Origin of the sequence: Brevibacterium sp. 239c (assembly GCF_900169365.1) — a bacterium.
GTDB lineage: Bacteria > Actinomycetota > Actinomycetes > Actinomycetales > Brevibacteriaceae > Brevibacterium.
Genome location: NZ_FXZH01000015.1, coordinates 36,594 through 55,319, shown reverse-complemented (window position 1 = coordinate 55,319; position 18,726 = coordinate 36,594). Strand labels below are relative to the sequence as shown.

The window sequence follows — 18,726 nt, the reverse complement described above, 5'->3', positions numbered from 1 at the left end:
CTAACCGGTGAAGAGCCTGACCGCCAGGCCGATGCAGATCGCCAATGCCGCGGCCGCGGGGATCGTCAGCACCCAGACCCCGGCGACGGGCAGAATGAAGCGGGCGCGGGCACGTCCTTTGCGCCCGGCGTACTGAGTGCCCAGAATCGCTGATCCGAGGATGAACGTCAGCGACACCGGCACCCGCATGATGAGTGCCGCCGTGTACATGAGTACTGCGGCGGTGCCATCGGCTGCCGCAGATTTCAGCGGGTCGAGTCCGGCCATGCGCACCGACAGTGTGCGTACAACCCGCCAGCCGCTCAGGCCGGTGCCGATGGCCAAGGCTGCGGCGATGAGCAGCCGCACCGGCCAAGAGATCTCGATGACGGAGAGCTCGGTGTACGGGTTGGCATCGACCGCCAAGAGGCCGACCATGACCAGTGCCGCGATCTTCTGCGCATCCTGAACACCGTGGACCAACGACAGAGAAGCGGTGAGCACCGAGTCGACCATGCGGGCACCACGGAAGAGCGGTTTGGGCGGTGAAGCTGCAAAGGTCTTCGACAACAGAGCCGTGAGCCCCCAGGACAGCACGAACCCGAGAATCGGTGAGATCACGAGCGGCAGAATCACAGAGTTGAGGGCCTCGGCGGAGTTGACCGTGAAGCCCAGCACGATGCCTGCGCCCAGCAAGCCGCCGATAAGGCAGTGCGTGGAGGACACAGGCAACGCCAGGTAGTACGTGAACAGGCTCCACGCCGTTGCGGCGACGAAGGCGATGATCAGAGAGGTGAGGATAACCTCGGGGTCACCGTCGAAATGGACGATCTGGTTCGCCACCACCGAGGCGATCCCCTCGCCCAGCAGCGCCCCGATGAAGTTGAAGACGACGGCGAGCCCCAGAGCCCACCGAGGATTGATGGAACGTCCGACGACGGCATTGCCGATGGTCAGCGCAGCATCATGGAAGCCGTTCGAACCGGCGAAGATCACCGCGGTCACGATGACTCCCGCCAAGAGCAGATCCACGGACTACGACTCCTTGATCGCTATGGCGGCGACGACCTTGCCCAGCTCGGTGAAGCCGTATGCGGCACGAACGAAGGCCTGCCCCAGCTGGGAGACCGCGGTCATGTACGTCAGGCCGCGCTTCGAGTTCGGCACAGCGTCGGACATCCGCCACTGCAGTGCTTCGACTTGGTAGGTGAGGCGGTTGATGGCGTCGACGTAGTCCCACTGATCGAGCTTTCCCGGCAGCCGAGTGACCATCCTGGAGGTGTGGTCCGTCTGATTGGACAGGACTGCCAGGGTCTCGAGGACACCCGAAGGCAGTTCGTCGAAGGCTTCGGAGGCGAGGACGAATCCGGCACCGTGGAGAAGGTGACAGATGTCGCGCATGTGATGACCGAGCAGGTACAGGTCATTGCGGTCGAAGGGGGTGATGTAGTTCTCGCGGAGCGCGCGAAGCACGGCGCCCATGTCTTCATCGGCCTGATCGCCGATCTCGCGGAGACGGTCAGCGACCTGCCTGCGTTCGCTGACTTCGATGCCGGAGAGTTCAGCAAGCACCAGATTGCATTGCCTCATCTGCCCGACCAGATCGGAGAGACGTTCGTAGAAGACAGTGTCCTGCGGTACTCGCTTGAGCCGCATGCGCTCCTCCTACCCGGGGCCCGGTCGCGCCGGACGAATGTGCATGTTGCTTCAATTGTATTGTGCCGGACGCTGAACCGAGAGCGCCTCTCGGCGGTAGGCCGCTCGAAGCGGCTGAATTTGGAGCCCGGGGCTTCAGATCCAGCGTCCGGTGGCCACAAGGGCCACGCACAACGATACTCGTTCTCACCCATGAGTCCACCGCCGATGCGGGTGAACGGGAGTTGAAAATCTCACAGTTAGCGTATGGGGCCAGGTTCCCCAGTTGGGTCAGGCTGCTTGCTCAGTCCAGCCCACCGTGGCGGTGGGAGATGGCGGCGTCCTTGAGATCCTTCGCGAACTGGCGCAGCCGAGTGGCGGCCCCGGAACTGTCGGTGCCTTCGGCGCACATGCCGACGAACGCGGCCGCACGCAGGAGGGCGATGGCGACGTCCCCTCGGAAGGCTCCGGCCAAGATCTCATCGATGGCACGAGCCACCTCGTCGGGGCCGGCGGGAAGCTCCACCCCAGCGAGGATGTCATCAAGGCCGAGGCCATCAGTCATCCTGCGCTGCCCGGCGGAGAACATGTCGGCGAGCTCGCGCGGAGAGGTGAGGATCCATTCGCGCAGTGCATACAGACGCCAGAGCGCTCCCGGTGCGGAGACAGCGGGTGCGGCTGACCACATTTCGGCGATGACCTCGAGACCGATGTCATCAGCCAACTCCACGAACCGTTTCGTCGCGGCCTCATCACGCTGACCGCGCGAGTCTCCGAGGAGAAGCGCCGCGGTTGCATGAGAGGTCTCTGATCTGGTCACCGGGTCACTCGAATCGCTGATGGAATCGAGATCGGCCAGGGGTATCGGGCGGTGGAAGCGTGGCTGTGTCATCGTCAGAGTAGTCTAGTCCCCCGCTCGCGGCGGTGAATAGCTCAGAGTCAGTGATCGTCTCCCGGTCAGGTCGCATTCGCCCGGTTCACAGTGGCGACTACTAAACTGGTGACAAATTCGTGTCTGCGACCAGCAGGCGACGAGTGCAGACAACGAGGAGGAACTCCCGTGGCAAAATCATCAGTGGCGAAGAAGGGCCTGGACAAGGCAGCGAAGTTCGCTGTCAATGAAGACGGGTCCCTCAATCCCCGCGCCCAGTCGATGCTGTCGAGGCTTCTCTCGGTCCAGCGCCCAGTGGCTCTGGCCTATGTGCGCAGCCTGCGTCGCCGGAATCCGGAGGCGACTCCGGAGCAACTCATCAAGATCATCCGTCGGCACTATCTCACGCTGACGACCTCGGGTGGCGCAGCAGTCGGTGCCACCGCCGCTGTTCCCGGGCTCGGCACGACAGCCGCCTTGGGCGTTGCCACTGCTGAGACCGCAGGATTCCTCGAAGGCACCGCGCTGTTCGCGCAGGCGATCTCCGAGATCCACGGACTGCCCGTCCAGGATGCCAAACGTGCGAATGCGCTGGTGCTGGGGCTCATGCTCGGCAAGGACGGGAAGAATCTTGTCCAGAAGTTCGGCAAGCAATCCGGCGGTACGGAGTCGATGTTCGGCAGTTGGGGGTCGACAGTGACCAAGCAGCTGCCGGCTCCAGTGGTCGACCTGTTGGTGCGGAAGCTGCGCAAAACCTTCGTCCGCAAGTTCGCCGCACGTGCCGGTGGTTCACTCGTCGGTCGCCTGATGCCCTTCGGCATCGGCGCGGTCATCGGCGGTGTGGTCAATGCTCAGATGGCCCGCAAGGTGGCCAATGAGTCGACCGAGGCCTTCGGGGCCGCACCTGCGATCTTCCCACTGGAGACCGACCCCGAGTTCGTCGCGCCGAAGAAGGACCGCAAGCTGCTGGCAGGTCTGAAGAACATTGCCGCACTGCGCGGAAAGATCAAGAAGAACAAGGCCATCGAATCAGATGTCATCGATGAAGCCGCCGAGGAGGATCTCACCGCACCGGATGCCCTGCCTCGCACCTACACCGGTGACGATCATCCCGAACTCGGCAAATGATCGACGTGTGAAGTCCGCAGGTCATCGCCGCGAACCAGTTTGAGTATTCGGGCCCCTTACCTCTAATATTATTGAGTCTCCAACTACACCGTTATGACGCATGTTCATGCGGTCGTGTTGAGGCGGGGCCTCTAGCTCAGTTGGTAGAGCAACGGACTTTTAATCCGTGGGTCGTGGGTTCGATCCCCACGGGGCCCACCCAGTCCAAAGAACCCCTCCGATCCGGTGTCAGCACCGTGATCGGAGGGGTTCTTTGCCGTTCATCTCTGCCTGACAGACGGGACGTCACTGTTCGAGGCGGCCGCCCAATGCCTGTTCGACGGGAATGCTTCCGTCCTGCCACGGGGTGAGGACCCAGGCGACGAGATAGGCGCCGAGGCCCAGGACCGGAAGCAGGAATGAGGCGAGGACCAGCAGTCGAACCAGCCACACGTTGAGTCCGGTCGACACGGCCAGACTTCCCGCTATACCGCCTAGGACCCTGTCGGGGCCACGACGAAAACCTGTGTTGCGGATGGCATCAAATAGTTTTTTCATGCTCTTAACAATACGCAGATCCTGTGATCTGCACAGTGGTGCTGACCGTTGAACCGGGTTGAGGGAAACCGGAACAGCAACCGCGGGATGAGCTGGAAGGGCAGGGCCACCTCGGCGGCCATTCAGATCCGATTCTCATTATGTGAGATTACGATCACGGGTTTTGGGCGCGTCAATGCAATGACGGACGGCAAGGGCGGTTACGATTATGTCGTTGTGCAACCAATTGTCCGCATCTGCCATCTGGGCGACGCGGCATAGAGGAGTCCCTTGTGAAGTGGTTGAAGAAGACCGTCCTCACGCTCGTCGTCATATTCGTGGCTTTCTATCTGTTCACTCGGCCGGAAGATTCCGCCGATGCAGTCCGGAACGCCTTCGAAGCGGTGGGCGGCGGTGTCGGCTCACTGGTCACGTTCTTCACGTCCCTGTCCTCGTAAGCGAGCAGGAAGCAGCCGGACATGTTCGGGGCACTGACCGATCCGAGGGTCGAAAATCATCTCATCTCCGATGAGGGCGAAGTAGTCGTCGACGAGGTTCGTCGCCACTTCCTTGCCTTCGTCACTCCCTCGCTCGTCATCCTGCTGGGCTTGGCCGTCGCGGCCCTCAGCTTCACGGTGCCTGTCGATTACGCCTCGATTCCACTGGGCATAGGCGCCGCCATTGCCCTGTTCGGTGTCTACCGTGCGCTCTGCGTGCATATGGACCGGTTCGTCATCACGAACATGCGAGTGTTTCGGATCCACGGGATCTTCACTCAGCACAAGGCGACGATGCCGATGGCGCGTATCCTCGATATCTCGGTGCACAAGCCGCTGATGGGCCGGATCTTCAGGTACGGTCACTTCGTCTTCGAATCTGCGGCACAGGACCAAGGCCTGCGCGATATCCGGTATGTCGGGCGGCCGGATGAAAGAGACCTCACCATCCAGACGGTGATTCAGCGCTCCGGACTGCGTTCGGCCATCAAGTCGTTCAACGACAAGAATGCCGAGAATGACGCCAACCAGCCGGAGGCGAATCTGGAGACGGATGCGGACTTCGAACCGGATTTCGAACCCGACTTGGACTCTGGCATCGAGCCTGGCATGGAGCCGGCTGTGGTTGAGAGCGAACGCCGGTTCAGTGCGGGTGTGAGAACTGGCGCGCATCCAGCGGTGCGCACCGGGGTGGGTCCGGACGTGGATACCGAAGAGTGGACCACGATGGAGCTCAACACCGGTCACGGCTTCACGGACTCGGAGGAGATCAGGATCGGCAGCGCGTCACCTGCACTCAATGATCCTGTGTCGATGGCGGCACGTTCCTGGGAGCAGCGGTGGCCCGAACGCGACCGGATGCAGACCGCCACCGAGCTGATGCGTGCCCACCGATTGCTCATCACCAACCTCGACGAAAGACTCCGTCCTCTCGGCCTGACGTATGCACGCTATGAAGTGCTGCTCCTCCTGTTCTTCGACCAGCAAGGCGCGCTCCCCCTCGTCGAACTCACCGATCACCTGCAGGTCGAGGCCAGCTCATCCTTCTCCACGGTGCGGTGGCTGGAGGACAATGACCTGATCGAGAGAATACTGGAACCCGAATACGACGGCGAGGTGCTGGCAAAGATCACCGCGAAGGGACGCGCCATGACCGATCGTGCCAGTCAGATCCTCGCGGATGCCGGGTTCGGCCTGAGTTCGATGTCCGAGGCCGAATGCCGTCAGCTCGCCAATCTGCTGTCCAGGCAGCGTCGGATCCGGGGCTGAACTCAGTCGTTCTGAGGGTCAGACTGGGCTGAGGGCCAGACTGGGCTGAGGGCCAGACTGGGCTGAGGGCCAGACTGGGCTGAAGGTCAGATCCGTTTCGGCTGCCCGCGTGCGAAGTCCGGAGCGTGCTCGGCAGTGATACCCATCCCGAGGATGCGCGCCGGAATCACGGTCAGCGCTGGAAATGTCGTCAACAGCCACACGACCGGTTTCGGCGGACGAATGGCTCCGCCGTTGTGGACGACAGGTTCGATCATCGCGTGGATGCCGCCTTGCAACAGTTCAACGGCTTTCGTCGTCAGCATCCGTCTCCGCTGCACACGCCTGAGCTCGCGGGTGGGCACGTACCCCGAGCGCAGAGACTTCGCCAGCAGGTGGGCTGTGGCCACGCCGTCTTGGACCGCCAGATTGACGCCGACTCCGCCCAGCGGACTCATCGCATGCGCAGAATCACCGATGCACAGCAGCCCGTCGACGAACCAACGTTTGGCTTCGTTGCGCCGGACGTCGAGGAGCTTCACATCATCGAGTTCGAGTGCTTCGAGGTCGTCCGCCAACGCTGGAAATGTCTCTGCGACTGCTGCACGAAGAGACCCGATCCCCTGCTCACGGAATCGAGCGTCCTCACCCTTCGGGATGAGTCGGGCCATCTGCACGTGACCGTCACGTGGAATTGCGACGAACACATTGCCGCCCTTGGCTCGGGGTGCGATGGTGTCGTCCAGCTGCGCCGTGGTGTCGATCCGAAACCACCAGACGTCGATCGTCGACCGCAGTTCCCGCATCGACAGCTGCGCCTCGTCCCGAGCCTTCGACCAGCGCCCGTCGGCAGCCACGACCAGTGGCGCACGCAGCTCGGTCTCGCCGTCGGAAGTCTGCACGCGAACGCCGATGACCCTGTCGCCATCCCAGATCAATGAGGTCATCTCGACCCCCATTCGCAGATCGAATCCGGGTTCGTGCTCCCCCGCCTTGGCCAGCAGGTTGAGGAAGTCCCATTGAGGTGCGATCGTCATGAACGGATGCGCCGTGTTCAGCCTGGACAGGTCGCCGAGGATGTAGTCCTGACCGTCGTCGCCGATGAGACTGATATTGGTCACCTTGCGGTGCGTGATCCGAGCGAATTCGTGGTAGAGCCCGAGTTCATCGAGCAGTCTCAGCGTTGACGGATGGATGGTGTCACCGCGGAAGTCGCGGAAGAAGTCTGTGTGCTTCTCCAACACCACAACCTTCACACCGCCGCGGGCCAGGAGCAGACCGGCGACGATTCCGGCCGGCCCACCTCCGGAGATGATGCAGTCATATTCGACAGCGGTCTGGTTGCGGGCAGTCTGATTGTGCGCGGGGTCTGTCATGACACCCTCCTCAGCGTTGATGGCACAGAATCGATGCTAGTCCACGAGGGAACCGAATGATATGGACATATGGAGCCCGGCGGCAGACAGAACTGCCTCAGGTCCACAGAACTCCGGGCTGCGGTCGAACCCGCTCCTCTGCCACGAGTCTGGCCAAGGTCAACGCCCCGTCAAGCGGATCGCCTGCAGGGTCGACGACAACGGCCTCCGCATTCAGGCGCAGCACCTCGGCACGGAACGCCTCGACGAGAGTCTCGCCTGCCTGACGCAGACCACCAGTGAGTGCGATCAGGGAGTGAGCGTCGGCGCCCTGGCTTCCGGCAGCGATTGCACTGCGCGCTGCCTCTCGTCCGGCTTCGGCCAGCAATGCCGTCGATACAGGGTCGCCCTCGCGGGCAAGGCCAGCCACATCGACGGCGAACGCGGCAAGCTGCCCGGCACGGTCGCTGCGCGTGTAGAACGTCGCCGGCCAGGTGGTTGGCTCACCGAATCTCTCCCGTGCTGCTTCGAGCAGCGCAGTACCGGAAAGATCGACATCATCGTGGCACTTCAGCGCGGCCTCGAGTGCGTGCCTGCCGATCCAGGCTCCGCCTCCCCGGTCACCGAACAGGTGACCCCACCCATCGGTCCGTGTCCACATCGGCGGCAGAACCCCGTGAGCATCGGGGCCGGGGTGGGCGATGGCGATCGCGCCCGTCCCCAGGACTGTCACCGCTCCCCCACGTCCCGATAGGGCGCCGAGATGGGCGGCCACCGCGTCGATCGCCACCGCCGTCTCCGCTTTCGTTTCGGTCGCCACAGACCGTGCGAATTCACCGACGTCCGTGCTCAGCGAGGCGATCCCGGTGGCGCCGATGCCGACTCCGCGAATCGATTCGAAGCTCTCTGGCCACGCTTCCCTCGCAGCCGACACGAGGCGTCGGATCTGCTGCGGGGCGTTGCTTCCCTCCGCGCCGATCGAGACTCCGGGGCCGGTGAGGGTGCATGGCGGCGCAGGTTCAGCGGTTGCCTCGAACGAGGCGAGCGCGACCCTGCTGCCCGTTCCTCCGATGTCGATTCCGAGGATGAATCCGCTCATCGGTCCTCGCGCCCTGGCCCAGTTCCCGCCTCGGCTTCAGCCTCGGCTCCGGCCGCAGTGATTGCGGCGATCGCAGCCTTGACCGATCCGTCGGTCTCCTCCAAGTGCCGTGCCGCATCGCTCGGGGGCGCAGAGGTGAAGGAGACCACCAGAGACGTTTTGAGGTCCCCGCTGCATTGCTCTAGCAACTTACGCGCATCAGCATCTGGCAGGTCTGCTGCCTCGCAGAGGATACGCACGGTCCTCTCGCGCAGTTTGTCGTTGGTTGCGACGACGGAGACCATCAGGTTGCGCCAGGTGCGGCCCAGTGCGATCATCAGTGCCGTCGAGAAACCGTTGAGGGTCATCTTCTGCGCTGTGCCGGCCTTGAGGCGGGTTGATCCCGTCACGACCTCGGGCCCGGTGTCGAGCACGATATGGGCGGCCGCCGCCTCGGCGACAGGGGCCTGCGGGTTGTTCGAAATGAGCACGGTGTGCGCACCCGCGTGACCGGCGGCCTCCAGCGCGCCGCGGACGTAGGGCGTCGAACCGCTCGCAGCGATTCCGATCGCCACGTCATCGGAGCCGAGAGTTGCCCCGACCTTGGAACCTTCAGCGACGGAGTCCTCGGCGTTCTCCACCGCGTTGACCAGTGCCGCCTGGCCGCCGGCGATGTGCCCGACCACGCGCCCTGGTTCCAGGTTGAAGGTCGGCAACAGTTCGCTGGCATCGAGGACCCCCAAACGACCGGAAGTGCCGGCTCCGAAGTAGTGGACGGTCCCACCTCGGCGCATCCGCTCGGCCGCGATGTCGACGAGTTCGGCCAGCTGAGGCAGGGCGTTTGCGACCGCGCCGAGAACGGCATGGTCTTCACTGTTCATCACCTTGAGAACCCCGAGGGTGTCGAGCTCGTCGAGTCCCTCACTGTGGGGGTTGCGCTGCTCGGTCGGCGGCAGCGGTCGCGGAGACGACGGGTGGGGCGAGGGCTGCTGGGACGGAGTCATCAACGGTTGCTGCCTTCCGCCTCGGCGACGGTGGACCGGTTCGCGGCCTGCGGATGGCGCAGGGACAGGAGCCCGCCGATGCCGACCATGACGATGATGCCGAGTGCCGGGTACCACTGCCAGGCGACCCAGACCTCGCCGGTGACGTACTTCTCCATGATGAAGAAGAAGGCGTTGACGGCCACTGCCAGGGCGAAGGTGATGTTCGCATCCACCGCGGTCGCACGTTTGTTGACGATGCCGAAGACGAACGCGCCGAGCAGACCGCCGTAGGTGATGCCCGCGACGCCCAAGGCGAGGATGACGATGTTGCCCTCATCGGATTGGAAGATCGTGGCCGGGAGGATGAAGGCGATGCCCCAGCCGATGGTCGCCCAGCGTCCGACCTTGAAACCCTCGGCGTCGGTCATGGGCGTCTTCTTCAACCGGGCGTAGACGTCGTTGACCGTCGAGGAGGACAGCGCGGACAGCGACGAGGACAGGGTGGACATGGCCGCGGCGAGGATGCCGGCCAGCAACAGTCCGGAGACGCCCGGTGGCAGACCTTCGATGATGAAGAGCGGGAAGATCTCGTCATCACGAGTCAGACCGAGATCGGCAGGCAGGGCGTGGTCGTAGTAGGCCCACAGTGCCAGTCCGACCGCAAGGAAGATCGCGAACTGGACGAAGACGACGACGCCGGAGACGATGAGCGCCTTCTGCGCCTCGACCTTGGACCGGCAAGACAGGAGGCGCTGAACGATGAGCTGGTCCGAGCCGTGAGAGGCCATGGCGAAGACCGCGCCGCCGAGCAGCGAGGGAATGAACGAGGCGTCTGCTGAGATCGGGTTGCCCTCGAAGATGAACATATTGAGTTTGCCCGCCGCTGCGGCCTCGCCCAACCAGCCACCGCCCAAGGCCGCGCTGATGACGATGATCGTCAGTACGCCGCCGACGACGTAGAGGCACATCTGCGCCACATCGACCCAGACCACAGCCTTGATGCCGCCGATGAAGGTGTAGGCGATCGTCACCAAGGAGAGCACGACGATGATGACGAAGTAGTTCGTGTGGATGCCCAGCCCGTCGAGGATGACTTTGACGGGAATGGCAGCGGCGAGGACCCGGATTCCGTCGGCCAGCAGGCGAGTGAACAAGAAGGTCACGCCCGCGGTCGTCTGAGTCGAGGTGCCGAAGCGTTTGCCCAGGTAGGCGTACGCGGTGAGCATCTCACCGTCGTAGTATCTGGGGAGCATGAAGAAGGCGACGACGACTCGGCCGAGGATGTAGCCCAGCCCCAGCTGCAGGTAGCTGATGTCACCGAGGTAGCTCATGACCGGGATTCCGATCACCGTCAGCGCGCTGGTCTCGGTGGCAACCACGGACAGGCACACCGCCCACCACGGCAGGTTTCGACTGCCCAGAAAATAGTCCTTGAGGTCCTTCTGCTTTCCGCTGAGCTTCAGTCCCAACCACGCCGTGGCGACGAGGTAGACGATGATCACCAAAAGGTCGATGATCTGCATGGTGCTTCTCCTTCAAACGAGGGGTGTGCATTGCGTCGAGAAGTCTGCGTCGGTGCAAGTTCTCGCTAGGGCAGGATTGTGGTCAGGGCAGGATTGTCAGACGGGTGGGTCTTCGGTGCAGGGGCTCCGGCAGCTGCAGGGGGTTCTTGCCCGGGCTCAGCCGCCCCGCGATGCTCGGATGCGCGGCACCGGTGAGACCCGGCTCTGTCCCGGTCAGCCCGTTCCAGGTCAGCCATCCGAGCAGCGCCATGAGGAGTGCTTCCTTGCTGCCCTCGGGCAGCTCGAAGGCCTCATCGGTGCTCGTCAGAATGACACCGTCGCCAAGTTCGGCCTGCAGACGATGCATCAGCGTCGGGTTCCGTGTGCCACCGCCGGAGGCGACGACCCGGGTGACGCTGTGAGCGCGGCAGGCATCGGCGACCGTGCGGGCGGTCAGCTCTGTGACCGTGGCGATGGCATCATGCTCGCCGAGGTGGGCCCGAGTCCCGAGGAAACGGTCGAGGTAGTCCGCGTGGAAGAGTTCCTTGCCCGTCGACTTCGGCGCGGGCAATTCGTAGTACGCATCGGCCAGCAGCTCGGTGAGCAGACCGTCGTCGACCTGTCCTTGTGCGGCGAGCTTGCCGTCACGGTCGAAGCCGGTTTCCCCTCCGGTCATCCTGCGCGCGAGAACGTCGATGAGGGCGTTGGCCGGCCCGGTGTCGAAGGCAACAGGATCGCGCTCCGGCGCCAGGACCGTGATATTCGCAATGCCGCCGAGGTTGAGCACCGCGGTCGGTGCCGCGATGTCTCCAGCAAGGAGTCCGTCGAGGATCCCGACCAGAGGGGCGCCCTGGCCCCCAGCTGCAACGTCGCGGGCGCGAACGTCGGAGAGGACGGGGCTGCCGGTCGCCTCGGCGATGAAGGCGGGCTGGCCGATCTGCATCGTCGAGGTCACGACACCGTATGTGATGTCGTGGCGCACGGTCTGCCCATGGGAGACAACGAGGTCGCAGTCGAGACCGGACTCGGTGCAGACCTGCTGCAGCGCCTCGGCGCTGAACCGGCCCAGGCGGGCATCGACGCTGGAGACCAGAGACAGAGGGACATCACCAGGTTCGAGGAGACGCAGGATATCGGCTCGGAGCTGGTGATCGAAGTCGATTTCCTGGCTGGCGAGGATGCGCACGCCCAGCTCACTGTCTCCACTGCCGCCGACGCTGGGACTGTCGTGGACGAATTCGGCGAGAACCACGTCGAGGGCGTCGGCGGAGGTGCCTGTCATGAGGCCGGCGATGATCATGCGAGTTTCCCTTCGGGCAGCTCTGGCTTGGGGCGCTGCTCTGGCACGGTGAGTTCGGTGCGGATCTTGTAGCGATCGCCGCGATAGACGGAGCGGACGAACTCGAAGGGCACTCCGTCGGCCCCCCGTGAAGTGCGTTCGAAAAGGAGCGCCGGTGACTGTTCGGGAACTCCGAGCACCTTGGCTTCATCCTCATCGAGGAGGGTCGGCTCGATCGTCTGCACGCTGTGGTTGAGAGAGATGTCGAAACGTGAGCGCAGCAGTTCGTAGAACGAGCTGTTCTCCAGGTCTTGCGCACATAGGCCGGGAACGAGGGCAGAGGGAATGTGCAGCTCTTCGAGCGCGAGCGGTTCCTCATCAGCCAAGCGCAGGCGCACGATCGCGATCACCTCGGCGTCATCAGCAATGTGCAGCCTGCGTCCGATGTGGGCTCCGGCATTCGCGACGTCGAAGGAGATGACGCGAGACCCGGGGCGCAGTCCGCGGGCCAGCATGTCTTCGGTGAAGGAGCTTGCCGCCAGCGGCTGGTCGAACTTCGGGCCGAGCGCAAAGACACCGGCACCATGGCGGCGGCGGACGACGCCCTTGGCGACCAGTTCGTCGATGGCCCTGCGCAGGGTCATCCGTGAGATGCCCAGCGCCTCGGCGAGCTGGCGTTCGGGTGGGAACTGCTCGCCGGCGGCCATTGACTCCAGGCGGTCGAGAAGCTGATCCCGAATCGAATGAAATTTCGTCACGTGACCATTGAGGCATAGGACACACTGAAAAATCAAGACCACTGGTCTACTTTGCTGGTCGCAATCGGTGCTGTTGCGGCGGCACAGGTTCAGCGGTCAGCGTCACCTCGGAACATTTCGGCTCTGTGATCTCTGAATCAACGCGGCGCCGGAATATGTCGTCGCCAGCGACGACATATTCGAGCCCGGCGTGGATCGAGGTCGCGGGCCGTACCGGCGACGAGTTGACGCCCGCCCGCGACTTGTTCCTCATCCTCGCTTAAGCTGAGATCAGCATTGCGAGTTCGTTCCCGCCGCAGGAGGCACCGTGTACCAAGCAGCCGATGACCGCTACGAATCGATGACCTATCGACCGGTCGGTCGTTCCGGACTCGCCCTCCCCGCCCTGTCATTAGGGCTATGGCACAACTTCGGCGATGACGTCGCCTTCCAGAACCAGCGTGACATCGTGCGTCGGGCCTTCGACTTGGGCATCACCCATTTCGACCTCGCGAACAACTACGGCCCACCACCGGGGTCGGCCGAGACGAACTTCGGTCGGCTGCTGCACGAGGATCTTCACCCATATCGCGATGAGCTCATCATCTCCACCAAGGCCGGGTGGGCGATGCATCCCGGTCCATACGGTGGTCCGGGCGGCAGCCGCAAGTACCTGCTCGCCAGCCTCGACGCTTCGCTGAAGCGGCTTGGCCTCGACTACGTCGACATCTTCTACTCCCACCGTCCCGATGCCTCAACTCCGCTGGAGGAGACCATCGCGGCTCTGGAAACGGCGGTGCGCTCGGGCCGCGCCCTCTACGCCGGCATCTCCTCGTATTCGGCGGACGACACGGCCACAGCCTCGGCGCTGGCAAAGGAGATGGGCACTCCCCTGCTCATCCACCAGCCCTCCTATTCGATGTTCAACCGCTGGATCGAATCCGACCGTCTGCTCGAGACCACGGAAGCCGAAGGCCTGGGCGTCATCGGATTCTCCCCTCTTGCGCAGGGTCTGCTCACCGACAAGTACCTGGGCGGGGTTCCCGACGACTCCCGGGCAGGCAAAGACACTCCCTCGTTCAAGGATGGGTTCCTCTCCGAGAACAACCTTGAGCGCATTCACGGTCTGAACGACATCGCGGCAGCGCGCGGTCAGTCACTGGCGCAGATGGCACTGAGCTGGGCGCTGCGTGATGACCGCGTGTCCTCGCTGGTCATCGGGTCCAGCCGCGTCTCGCAGCTCGAGCACAATGTTGCGGCACTCGAGGCGGCACCGCTGAGCGTCGAAGAGCTGACCGCGATCGATGAGTTCGCCATCGATTCCGGTGTCGACATCTGGGGCGATGCCCGCCGCAGCACGAAAGCTTGAGAGCACCCCAGTTTTCGTGCAATACCGACGCCGAGCCACTGTACTGGGCGGCCCGAATCAGCCGCAGTCTGCCAGGGTTCGCCTGTGTCGCTGTGATACCGTGAGCGCCGACCACCCAGCCCACGCAGGAGCCTCCGATGAGTGACAAGCGTCTTCCCGATGACGAGGCCCGGCGCAGGGACGCCGAATTCGGCAGCTCCGAAGTCAGCGACTCCGAAGTAGGCGCTTCCGACCAGGGGCATCCTGCCGATACCTCCGACGAACCGTCTGACCAGACGGCCGGCACGGAACCCGAGTCCCCCACGGAGAACCCCTGGGCGGCGCTCAAGCCCTGGCAAGGCAAGGCCACAGGCCTCGACAGACTGCTGCTCTTCATCATCATCGGCATCCCACTCGTCTACCTGGCGCTGATGCCGCTGCGTCCTTGGATGCTGGTGCATGCTCCGGTCCTGCAGGAATTCATCAACGGTGCGAAGACCGCTGTTGTCGCCGCCGGAGCCTTTGCCCGCGTCGGTGAGATTCCGCTGTGGCTCGTCGTGGTCGCCGGATTCATCGGCATGGCGAAGTTCGACTGGGCCTTCTGGCTAGCCGGCCGCCGGTGGGGCGATGGAGTGCTGCGGCTCTTCGCGCAGAACGAGCGGCAGCTCAAACGCATCGAATCCCTCAAACGGATCCCCAACTGGGCACTGTTCCTCATGACTGTCGTCTCGCGTTGCCCGGGCGTTCCCGGAACCCTCGTCTACCTCGTCGCCGGCTGGACCCGGATGCGCCTGTCACTTTTCCTCGTCGCCGACCTCCTGGGCTGCCTGCTCTTCACCATCATCTGGACGACATTGGGCTATCAGCTCGGTGAGACCGCCGTCGATGTGCTCAAGGTCGTCGACAAATACGCCATGTGGCTGACCCTGGCGATCATCGTCGGCATCTTCGTCATCACCTATGTCCGCGAATACCGGAAGCAGAAGAACGCGCAGTGAGCCGCCACTTCGCGCGTCGGTGACCTCAGGCGCCGAGGTAGCTGACCTCAGGCGCCGAAGGACAGGAAGGTCTCGCGCATCCGCGTCGGCTCGGCCTTGCATCCGCTGAAGAGCTCGAAGGCATCGATCGCCTGGTTCACGGCCATGCCTGATCCGTCGAGCGTCCGGCAGCCCTTGGCCTTCGCCTCCCGCAGCAGTTGGGTCTCGAGCGGGAAGTAGACGACATCGGCGACCCAGGTCTGCGCATTCAGCAGCTCCGTGTCGAAGGGGGTCCCCGGAAAGGCCGCCATGCCGACCGGGGTCGCGTTGACGATTCCATCCGCCGAGGTGATCGCCGGCTCCAGCTCTGCCATCGAGATCGCACGGACATGGTCCCCGATCTCGGCGGCCAGATCCTGTGCCCGCTCCGCGCTGATGTCGGCGATGACGAGGTCCTTGACCCCGAGTTCCGACAGGGCAAAGGCGACGGCTCGTCCCGCTCCGCCGGCACCGATCTGCACGACACGGTTCCTTTCCGCCCCCGCGAGTCCGGCTTCGAAGCCGCGTGCGAAACCGGTGACGTCCGTGTTGTGACCCGTCGTCCGTCCCGTTTCGTCGATGACGACTGTGTTGACCGAGCCGATCCGGCGGGCGCCGGGGGCCACCTCGTCGAGGAGGTCGATGACCTGCTGCTTGAAGGGGTGGGTGATGTTGAGTCCATCGAAGCCGAGTCGCACTGCCGATGCCAGCAGCTCATCCAGCGGCACGGCAGCCAGTCGCTCCTCGGCGATGTCGATCGTGCGGTAGATCGTGGTCAGATCATGCGCGGCACCTTCAGTCTCGTGCATGCGCGGGGTGCGGGAGGCGGAGATGCCTTCGCCGATGAGCCCAAGGAGCAGTGATCGGGTCATAGTCTCGCTTTCATATGGTGCGTTCGGTGTTTCAGGTATCGAGCTTGTCGGCCAGGATCTCCATCGCGTGCACATACCCCTTGGCTCCGGCGCCGGCGATGACCGCGGCGGCCACAGGCGAGAGATAGGAGTGGTGGCGGAACGATTCGCGGGCGTGCGGGTTGCTCAGATGCACCTCGATGATCGGATGATCATAGGATTTGAGCGCATCGTGGAGCGCCAGCGACGTGTGCGTGTAGGCACCGGCATTGATGATCGCCCCCACCGTGGTCTCCCGTGCCTCGTGCACGGCGTCGATGAGCCCACCCTCATGGTTGCTCTGCACACAACGCACGTTCAGGCCCACCTCGGCGGCGGCTGTGGTGCACATGTCCTCGATGTCGGCCAGGGTGGTGCGACCGTAGATTTCAGGTTCGCGGACGCCGAGGAGGTTGAGGTTGGGTCCGTTGAGGATCAGGACGGTCGACATGATCACCTGGGCATTCTGGCGGCGATTGCGGCCGCCGTCTCGGTCAGCTGGGGAACGAATTCGATGAGCTCATCCAGGCTTCGGCGGAACACCGGTGCGGCCAAGGCGAGGGCCGCCAGCAGACTCCCGTCGAGGTCGAAGACGGGCACGGCCAGGGCGTTCATGCCGATGTCGTTCTCCTCTGACTGCCCTGCCCAACCGGTGCTGCGGATCTGTTCGAGCTTGGCTCGCAGCTGTGCGGGGTCGGTGATGGAGTTCGGGGTCCGCGGCTCCAGTTCGAGTTCAGCGATCGTGTTATCGCTGTTCGGGTCGTGGGCGAGGAGTGCCTGCCCCAACGCCGAGGTGTGCAGCGGCGAATCGTCCCCGGGATCCGTCGTGGTCCGGAACTGGGGACCGTCGACCGTGATCACCGTCAGCGCGGCGTTGCCGCGGCGAATGGAGAGGATGCTCGACTCCCCCGTGGTCGTCGTCAGTGACTGCAGGAGGTCTTTCGACGATCCGGCGATGCCACGACGGTGAGCAACCTTCTGTCCGAGCCGGAAGACTTCCAATCCCAAGGTGTAGGTCTTGGTGGAGGGCTCGTAGTCCGCGTATCCGGACTCAACGAGGCCGCCGAGCAGTCGGTAGGCGGTGCTGAAGGGATGACTGGTGAGCTCTGCGGCTCTCGCGGCGCTGATGCCCTCCGCGTGATCTCCCAGGAGTTCGAGCATATCGAAGGCCTTTGTCACAGAGTTTGACCCTTTAGCCGGCATTCTTCGCCTCCCTGGCTATCGAAGTGAACTGAACGTTGACAGACTATGTCATCTCGATCACACTGTAAACCACACTGTAACAACGACTTCCACATTATGGCAATCGAGAAATGCGAGGAAGCATGATCAACGCGACCGAAGACGCTCGTCCCGGCAAGACCCCGCTCCGTGCAGCACTGTCCAGCTGGACGGGATCGGCTCTCGAATACTACGACTTCGCGGTCTACGGAACCGCCGCAGCTCTGGTGCTCAATGTTCTGTTCTTCCCGGACACCACCGCCCCGGGCATGGCCATCCTTTTTGCGATGGGCACCGTCGGCGTCGCGTATGTCGTTCGTCCGCTGGGCGCTCTCATCATGGGGCCTCTGGGCGATCGGATGGGACGGAAGTTCGTCCTCATGCTCACCTTGTTCCTGATGGGATTCTCGACCTTCGTCGTAGGCTGCCTGCCCACCTTTGATCAGGTCGGATACCTCGCGCCGGCGCTACTGGTGCTATGCCGTGTGATCCAGGGACTCTCCGCTGCAGGTGAGCAGGCGAGCGCAATCAGCGTCTCCCTGGAGCATTCGGAGGAGACCAAACGTGCCTGGACGACCAGCTGGACGCTGCACGGCACCCAGGCAGGAACCCTCTTGGCCACCGCGGTCTTCATCCCCTTCACCGCCTTCCTCCCCGAGGAGGCGCTCTTCAGCTGGGGCTGGCGAGTGCCGTTCTGGCTCTCGGCACTCGTGGTGCTCACCGCATGGCTGATCCGCCGCGGACTGGACGAGCCTCCTGCCTTCAAGGAAGCTCGCAATGAACACCCTCCCCTGACAGCGGTCTTCCGCTGGCACAAAGCCGCGGTTCTGCGCGTCGCGTCATGCGCCATGGTCAACACCGTGAACATGGTCTTCACCGTCTGGTCGCTGTCGTTTGCCACATCGATCGTCGGCCTCGAACGCTCGACCATGCTGATGGTCTCGGTCATCGCCAATGCTGTGGCTCTGCTGGCCATTCCACTCGCCGCGGTCCTCTCCGACCGCATCGGGCGCAAACCCGTCTTCATCACGGGAGCCCTGGGCGCCGGGCTGATGATGTTCCCCTACCTGGCTGCGGTCTCGAGCGGAAACTGGACACTCATCTTCGTCTGCGGTGCGATCATGTCCGGCTGCGCCTACTCGATGGCCAACTCGATCTGGCCCTCGTTCTACGCGGAGATGTTCCCCACCACCGCTCGCGTCACCGGCTTGGCCCTGGGCACGCAGATCGGCTTCGCCGTCTCCGGCGGACTCGCCCCGGTATTGGCCTCAGCCGTTGCCGGCACCTCGGGTCAGAACTGGATCTCGGTCGCTGGTTTCACGGCCGGGGTCTGCGTCTTCACAGCAGTGGCAGCGATGACGGCGAAAGAGACCAAGGGGCTCAGCCTCGAAGAGATCGACACAGTGCACGAAGCGCGTTCACGCTGAGGCGCGTGCAGGC

19 protein-coding genes and 1 tRNA gene are annotated in these 18,726 nt (G+C 63.7%); 7 read left to right on the top strand and 13 right to left on the bottom strand.

Annotated features, from left to right (window positions below; genetic code table 11):
- The 3 genes from BSP239C_RS13940 to BSP239C_RS13930 form a co-directional block, all read right to left on the bottom strand.
- The gene (locus tag BSP239C_RS13940) at positions 1–1,011 is read right to left on the bottom strand and encodes an inorganic phosphate transporter (protein WP_101573872.1); all 1,011 of its coding nucleotides are present in this window, start codon (positions 1,009–1,011) and stop codon (positions 1–3) included.
- Between the two features lie 3 nt (positions 1,012–1,014).
- Positions 1,015–1,635, bottom strand: a complete 621-nt coding sequence (locus BSP239C_RS13935; RefSeq protein ID WP_101573870.1) for a DUF47 family protein — start codon at positions 1,633–1,635, stop codon at positions 1,015–1,017.
- Positions 1,636–1,918: 283 nt separating this feature from the next.
- Positions 1,919–2,506 carry a hypothetical protein gene (locus BSP239C_RS13930; RefSeq protein ID WP_257930214.1) on the bottom strand — a complete coding sequence of 196 codons (588 nt, stop codon included), beginning with the start codon at positions 2,504–2,506 and terminating at the stop codon, positions 1,919–1,921.
- Between the two features lie 168 nt (positions 2,507–2,674).
- On the opposite strand from BSP239C_RS13930, the gene BSP239C_RS13925 reads away from it, so the two are divergent.
- Positions 2,675–3,613 carry a hypothetical protein gene (locus BSP239C_RS13925; RefSeq protein ID WP_240689114.1) on the top strand — a complete coding sequence of 313 codons (939 nt, stop codon included), beginning with the start codon at positions 2,675–2,677 and terminating at the stop codon, positions 3,611–3,613.
- Positions 3,614–3,738: 125 nt separating this feature from the next.
- Positions 3,739–3,811: transfer RNA gene (locus tag BSP239C_RS13920), tRNA-Lys, on the top strand.
- 87 nt (positions 3,812–3,898) lie between these two features.
- Here BSP239C_RS13920 and BSP239C_RS13915 read toward each other — a convergent pair.
- The gene (locus tag BSP239C_RS13915) at positions 3,899–4,150 is read right to left on the bottom strand and encodes a PspC domain-containing protein (RefSeq protein WP_101573868.1); all 252 of its coding nucleotides are present in this window, start codon (positions 4,148–4,150) and stop codon (positions 3,899–3,901) included.
- A gap of 272 nt (positions 4,151–4,422) precedes the next feature.
- Here BSP239C_RS13915 and BSP239C_RS20775 point away from each other — a divergent pair, with 272 nt between their 5' ends.
- Both BSP239C_RS20775 and BSP239C_RS13910 read left to right on the top strand, forming a co-directional pair.
- Complete coding sequence (locus BSP239C_RS20775; RefSeq protein ID WP_167854128.1) at positions 4,423–4,587, top strand: hypothetical protein; 165 nt, start codon at positions 4,423–4,425, stop codon at positions 4,585–4,587.
- 21 nt (positions 4,588–4,608) lie between these two features.
- Positions 4,609–5,895: a PH domain-containing protein gene (locus tag BSP239C_RS13910; protein ID WP_101573866.1), complete on the top strand. Its 1,287-nt coding sequence runs from the start codon at positions 4,609–4,611 to the stop codon at positions 5,893–5,895.
- Positions 5,896–5,981: 86 nt separating this feature from the next.
- Here the strand turns inward: BSP239C_RS13910 and BSP239C_RS13905 are convergent, their stop codons facing one another.
- From BSP239C_RS13905 to BSP239C_RS13880, 6 genes are all read right to left on the bottom strand, one after another.
- The gene (locus tag BSP239C_RS13905) at positions 5,982–7,250 is read right to left on the bottom strand and encodes an FAD-dependent oxidoreductase (protein WP_101573864.1); all 1,269 of its coding nucleotides are present in this window, start codon (positions 7,248–7,250) and stop codon (positions 5,982–5,984) included.
- 97 nt (positions 7,251–7,347) lie between these two features.
- Positions 7,348–8,328 (bottom strand): N-acetylglucosamine kinase, encoded by a 981-nt coding sequence (locus tag BSP239C_RS13900; RefSeq protein WP_101573862.1) that lies wholly within the window; start codon positions 8,326–8,328, stop codon positions 7,348–7,350.
- Complete coding sequence (gene murQ / locus BSP239C_RS13895; RefSeq protein ID WP_101573860.1) at positions 8,325–9,311, bottom strand: N-acetylmuramic acid 6-phosphate etherase; 987 nt, start codon at positions 9,309–9,311, stop codon at positions 8,325–8,327. The genes BSP239C_RS13900 and murQ overlap by 4 nt, the downstream gene beginning before the upstream one ends.
- The gene (locus tag BSP239C_RS13890) at positions 9,311–10,816 is read right to left on the bottom strand and encodes a sodium:solute symporter (protein ID WP_101573858.1); all 1,506 of its coding nucleotides are present in this window, start codon (positions 10,814–10,816) and stop codon (positions 9,311–9,313) included. The genes murQ and BSP239C_RS13890 overlap by 1 nt, the downstream gene beginning before the upstream one ends.
- 82 nt (positions 10,817–10,898) lie before the next feature.
- Complete coding sequence (locus BSP239C_RS13885; RefSeq protein WP_101573856.1) at positions 10,899–12,095, bottom strand: anhydro-N-acetylmuramic acid kinase; 1,197 nt, start codon at positions 12,093–12,095, stop codon at positions 10,899–10,901.
- Positions 12,092–12,832 carry a GntR family transcriptional regulator gene (locus tag BSP239C_RS13880; RefSeq protein WP_101573854.1) on the bottom strand — a complete coding sequence of 247 codons (741 nt, stop codon included), beginning with the start codon at positions 12,830–12,832 and terminating at the stop codon, positions 12,092–12,094. The genes BSP239C_RS13885 and BSP239C_RS13880 overlap by 4 nt, the downstream gene beginning before the upstream one ends.
- 307 nt (positions 12,833–13,139) lie before the next feature.
- Between BSP239C_RS13880 and mgrA the strand changes: the two genes are divergently transcribed.
- Complete coding sequence (gene mgrA, locus BSP239C_RS13875; RefSeq protein WP_101573852.1) at positions 13,140–14,180, top strand: L-glyceraldehyde 3-phosphate reductase; 1,041 nt, start codon at positions 13,140–13,142, stop codon at positions 14,178–14,180.
- Between the two features lie 137 nt (positions 14,181–14,317).
- Positions 14,318–15,157, top strand: coding sequence for a DedA family protein (locus BSP239C_RS13870; protein ID WP_101573850.1), 840 nt, complete (start codon positions 14,318–14,320; stop codon positions 15,155–15,157).
- 47 nt (positions 15,158–15,204) lie between these two features.
- Here the strand turns inward: BSP239C_RS13870 and BSP239C_RS13865 are convergent, their stop codons facing one another.
- The 3 genes from BSP239C_RS13865 to BSP239C_RS13855 are packed head-to-tail and all read right to left on the bottom strand — an operon-like array spanning position 15,205 to position 17,244.
- A complete protein-coding gene (locus tag BSP239C_RS13865; RefSeq protein WP_101573848.1) occupies positions 15,205–16,047 on the bottom strand; it encodes a shikimate dehydrogenase in 843 nt (280 codons plus the stop codon).
- Positions 16,048–16,078: 31 nt separating this feature from the next.
- Positions 16,079–16,516: a type II 3-dehydroquinate dehydratase gene (gene aroQ, locus BSP239C_RS13860; RefSeq protein WP_101573846.1), complete on the bottom strand. Its 438-nt coding sequence runs from the start codon at positions 16,514–16,516 to the stop codon at positions 16,079–16,081.
- A gap of 2 nt (positions 16,517–16,518) precedes the next feature.
- On the bottom strand, positions 16,519–17,244 hold the full coding sequence (locus tag BSP239C_RS13855) for an IclR family transcriptional regulator (protein WP_257930213.1): 726 nt from the start codon (positions 17,242–17,244) through the stop codon (positions 16,519–16,521).
- A gap of 146 nt (positions 17,245–17,390) precedes the next feature.
- Between BSP239C_RS13855 and BSP239C_RS13850 the strand changes: the two genes are divergently transcribed.
- Positions 17,391–18,713, top strand: coding sequence for an MFS transporter (locus BSP239C_RS13850; RefSeq protein WP_101573842.1), 1,323 nt, complete (start codon positions 17,391–17,393; stop codon positions 18,711–18,713).
- Positions 18,714–18,726 lie beyond the last annotated feature (13 nt).

Bases quoted from the DNA above. Each gene is read 5' to 3' on its own strand.
- BSP239C_RS13905 (WP_101573864.1), bottom strand. From the start codon at position 7,250: ATGACAGACCCCGCGCACAATCAGACTGCCCGCAACCAGACCGCTGTC.
- BSP239C_RS13850 (WP_101573842.1), top strand. From the start codon at position 17,391: ATGATCAACGCGACCGAAGACGCTCGTCCCGGCAAGACCCCGCTCCGT.
- BSP239C_RS13870 (WP_101573850.1), top strand. From the start codon at position 14,318: ATGAGTGACAAGCGTCTTCCCGATGACGAGGCCCGGCGCAGGGACGCC.
- BSP239C_RS13935 (WP_101573870.1), bottom strand. From the start codon at position 1,635: ATGCGGCTCAAGCGAGTACCGCAGGACACTGTCTTCTACGAACGTCTC.
- BSP239C_RS13865 (WP_101573848.1), bottom strand. From the start codon at position 16,047: ATGACCCGATCACTGCTCCTTGGGCTCATCGGCGAAGGCATCTCCGCC.
- BSP239C_RS13885 (WP_101573856.1), bottom strand. From the start codon at position 12,095: ATGATCATCGCCGGCCTCATGACAGGCACCTCCGCCGACGCCCTCGAC.
- BSP239C_RS13915 (WP_101573868.1), bottom strand. From the start codon at position 4,150: ATGAAAAAACTATTTGATGCCATCCGCAACACAGGTTTTCGTCGTGGC.
- BSP239C_RS13930 (WP_257930214.1), bottom strand. From the start codon at position 2,506: ATGACACAGCCACGCTTCCACCGCCCGATACCCCTGGCCGATCTCGAT.
- BSP239C_RS13890 (WP_101573858.1), bottom strand. From the start codon at position 10,816: ATGCAGATCATCGACCTTTTGGTGATCATCGTCTACCTCGTCGCCACG.
- murQ (WP_101573860.1), bottom strand. From the start codon at position 9,311: ATGACTCCGTCCCAGCAGCCCTCGCCCCACCCGTCGTCTCCGCGACCG.
- aroQ (WP_101573846.1), bottom strand. From the start codon at position 16,516: ATGTCGACCGTCCTGATCCTCAACGGACCCAACCTCAACCTCCTCGGC.
- BSP239C_RS13900 (WP_101573862.1), bottom strand. From the start codon at position 8,328: ATGAGCGGATTCATCCTCGGAATCGACATCGGAGGAACGGGCAGCAGG.
- BSP239C_RS13910 (WP_101573866.1), top strand. From the start codon at position 4,609: ATGTTCGGGGCACTGACCGATCCGAGGGTCGAAAATCATCTCATCTCC.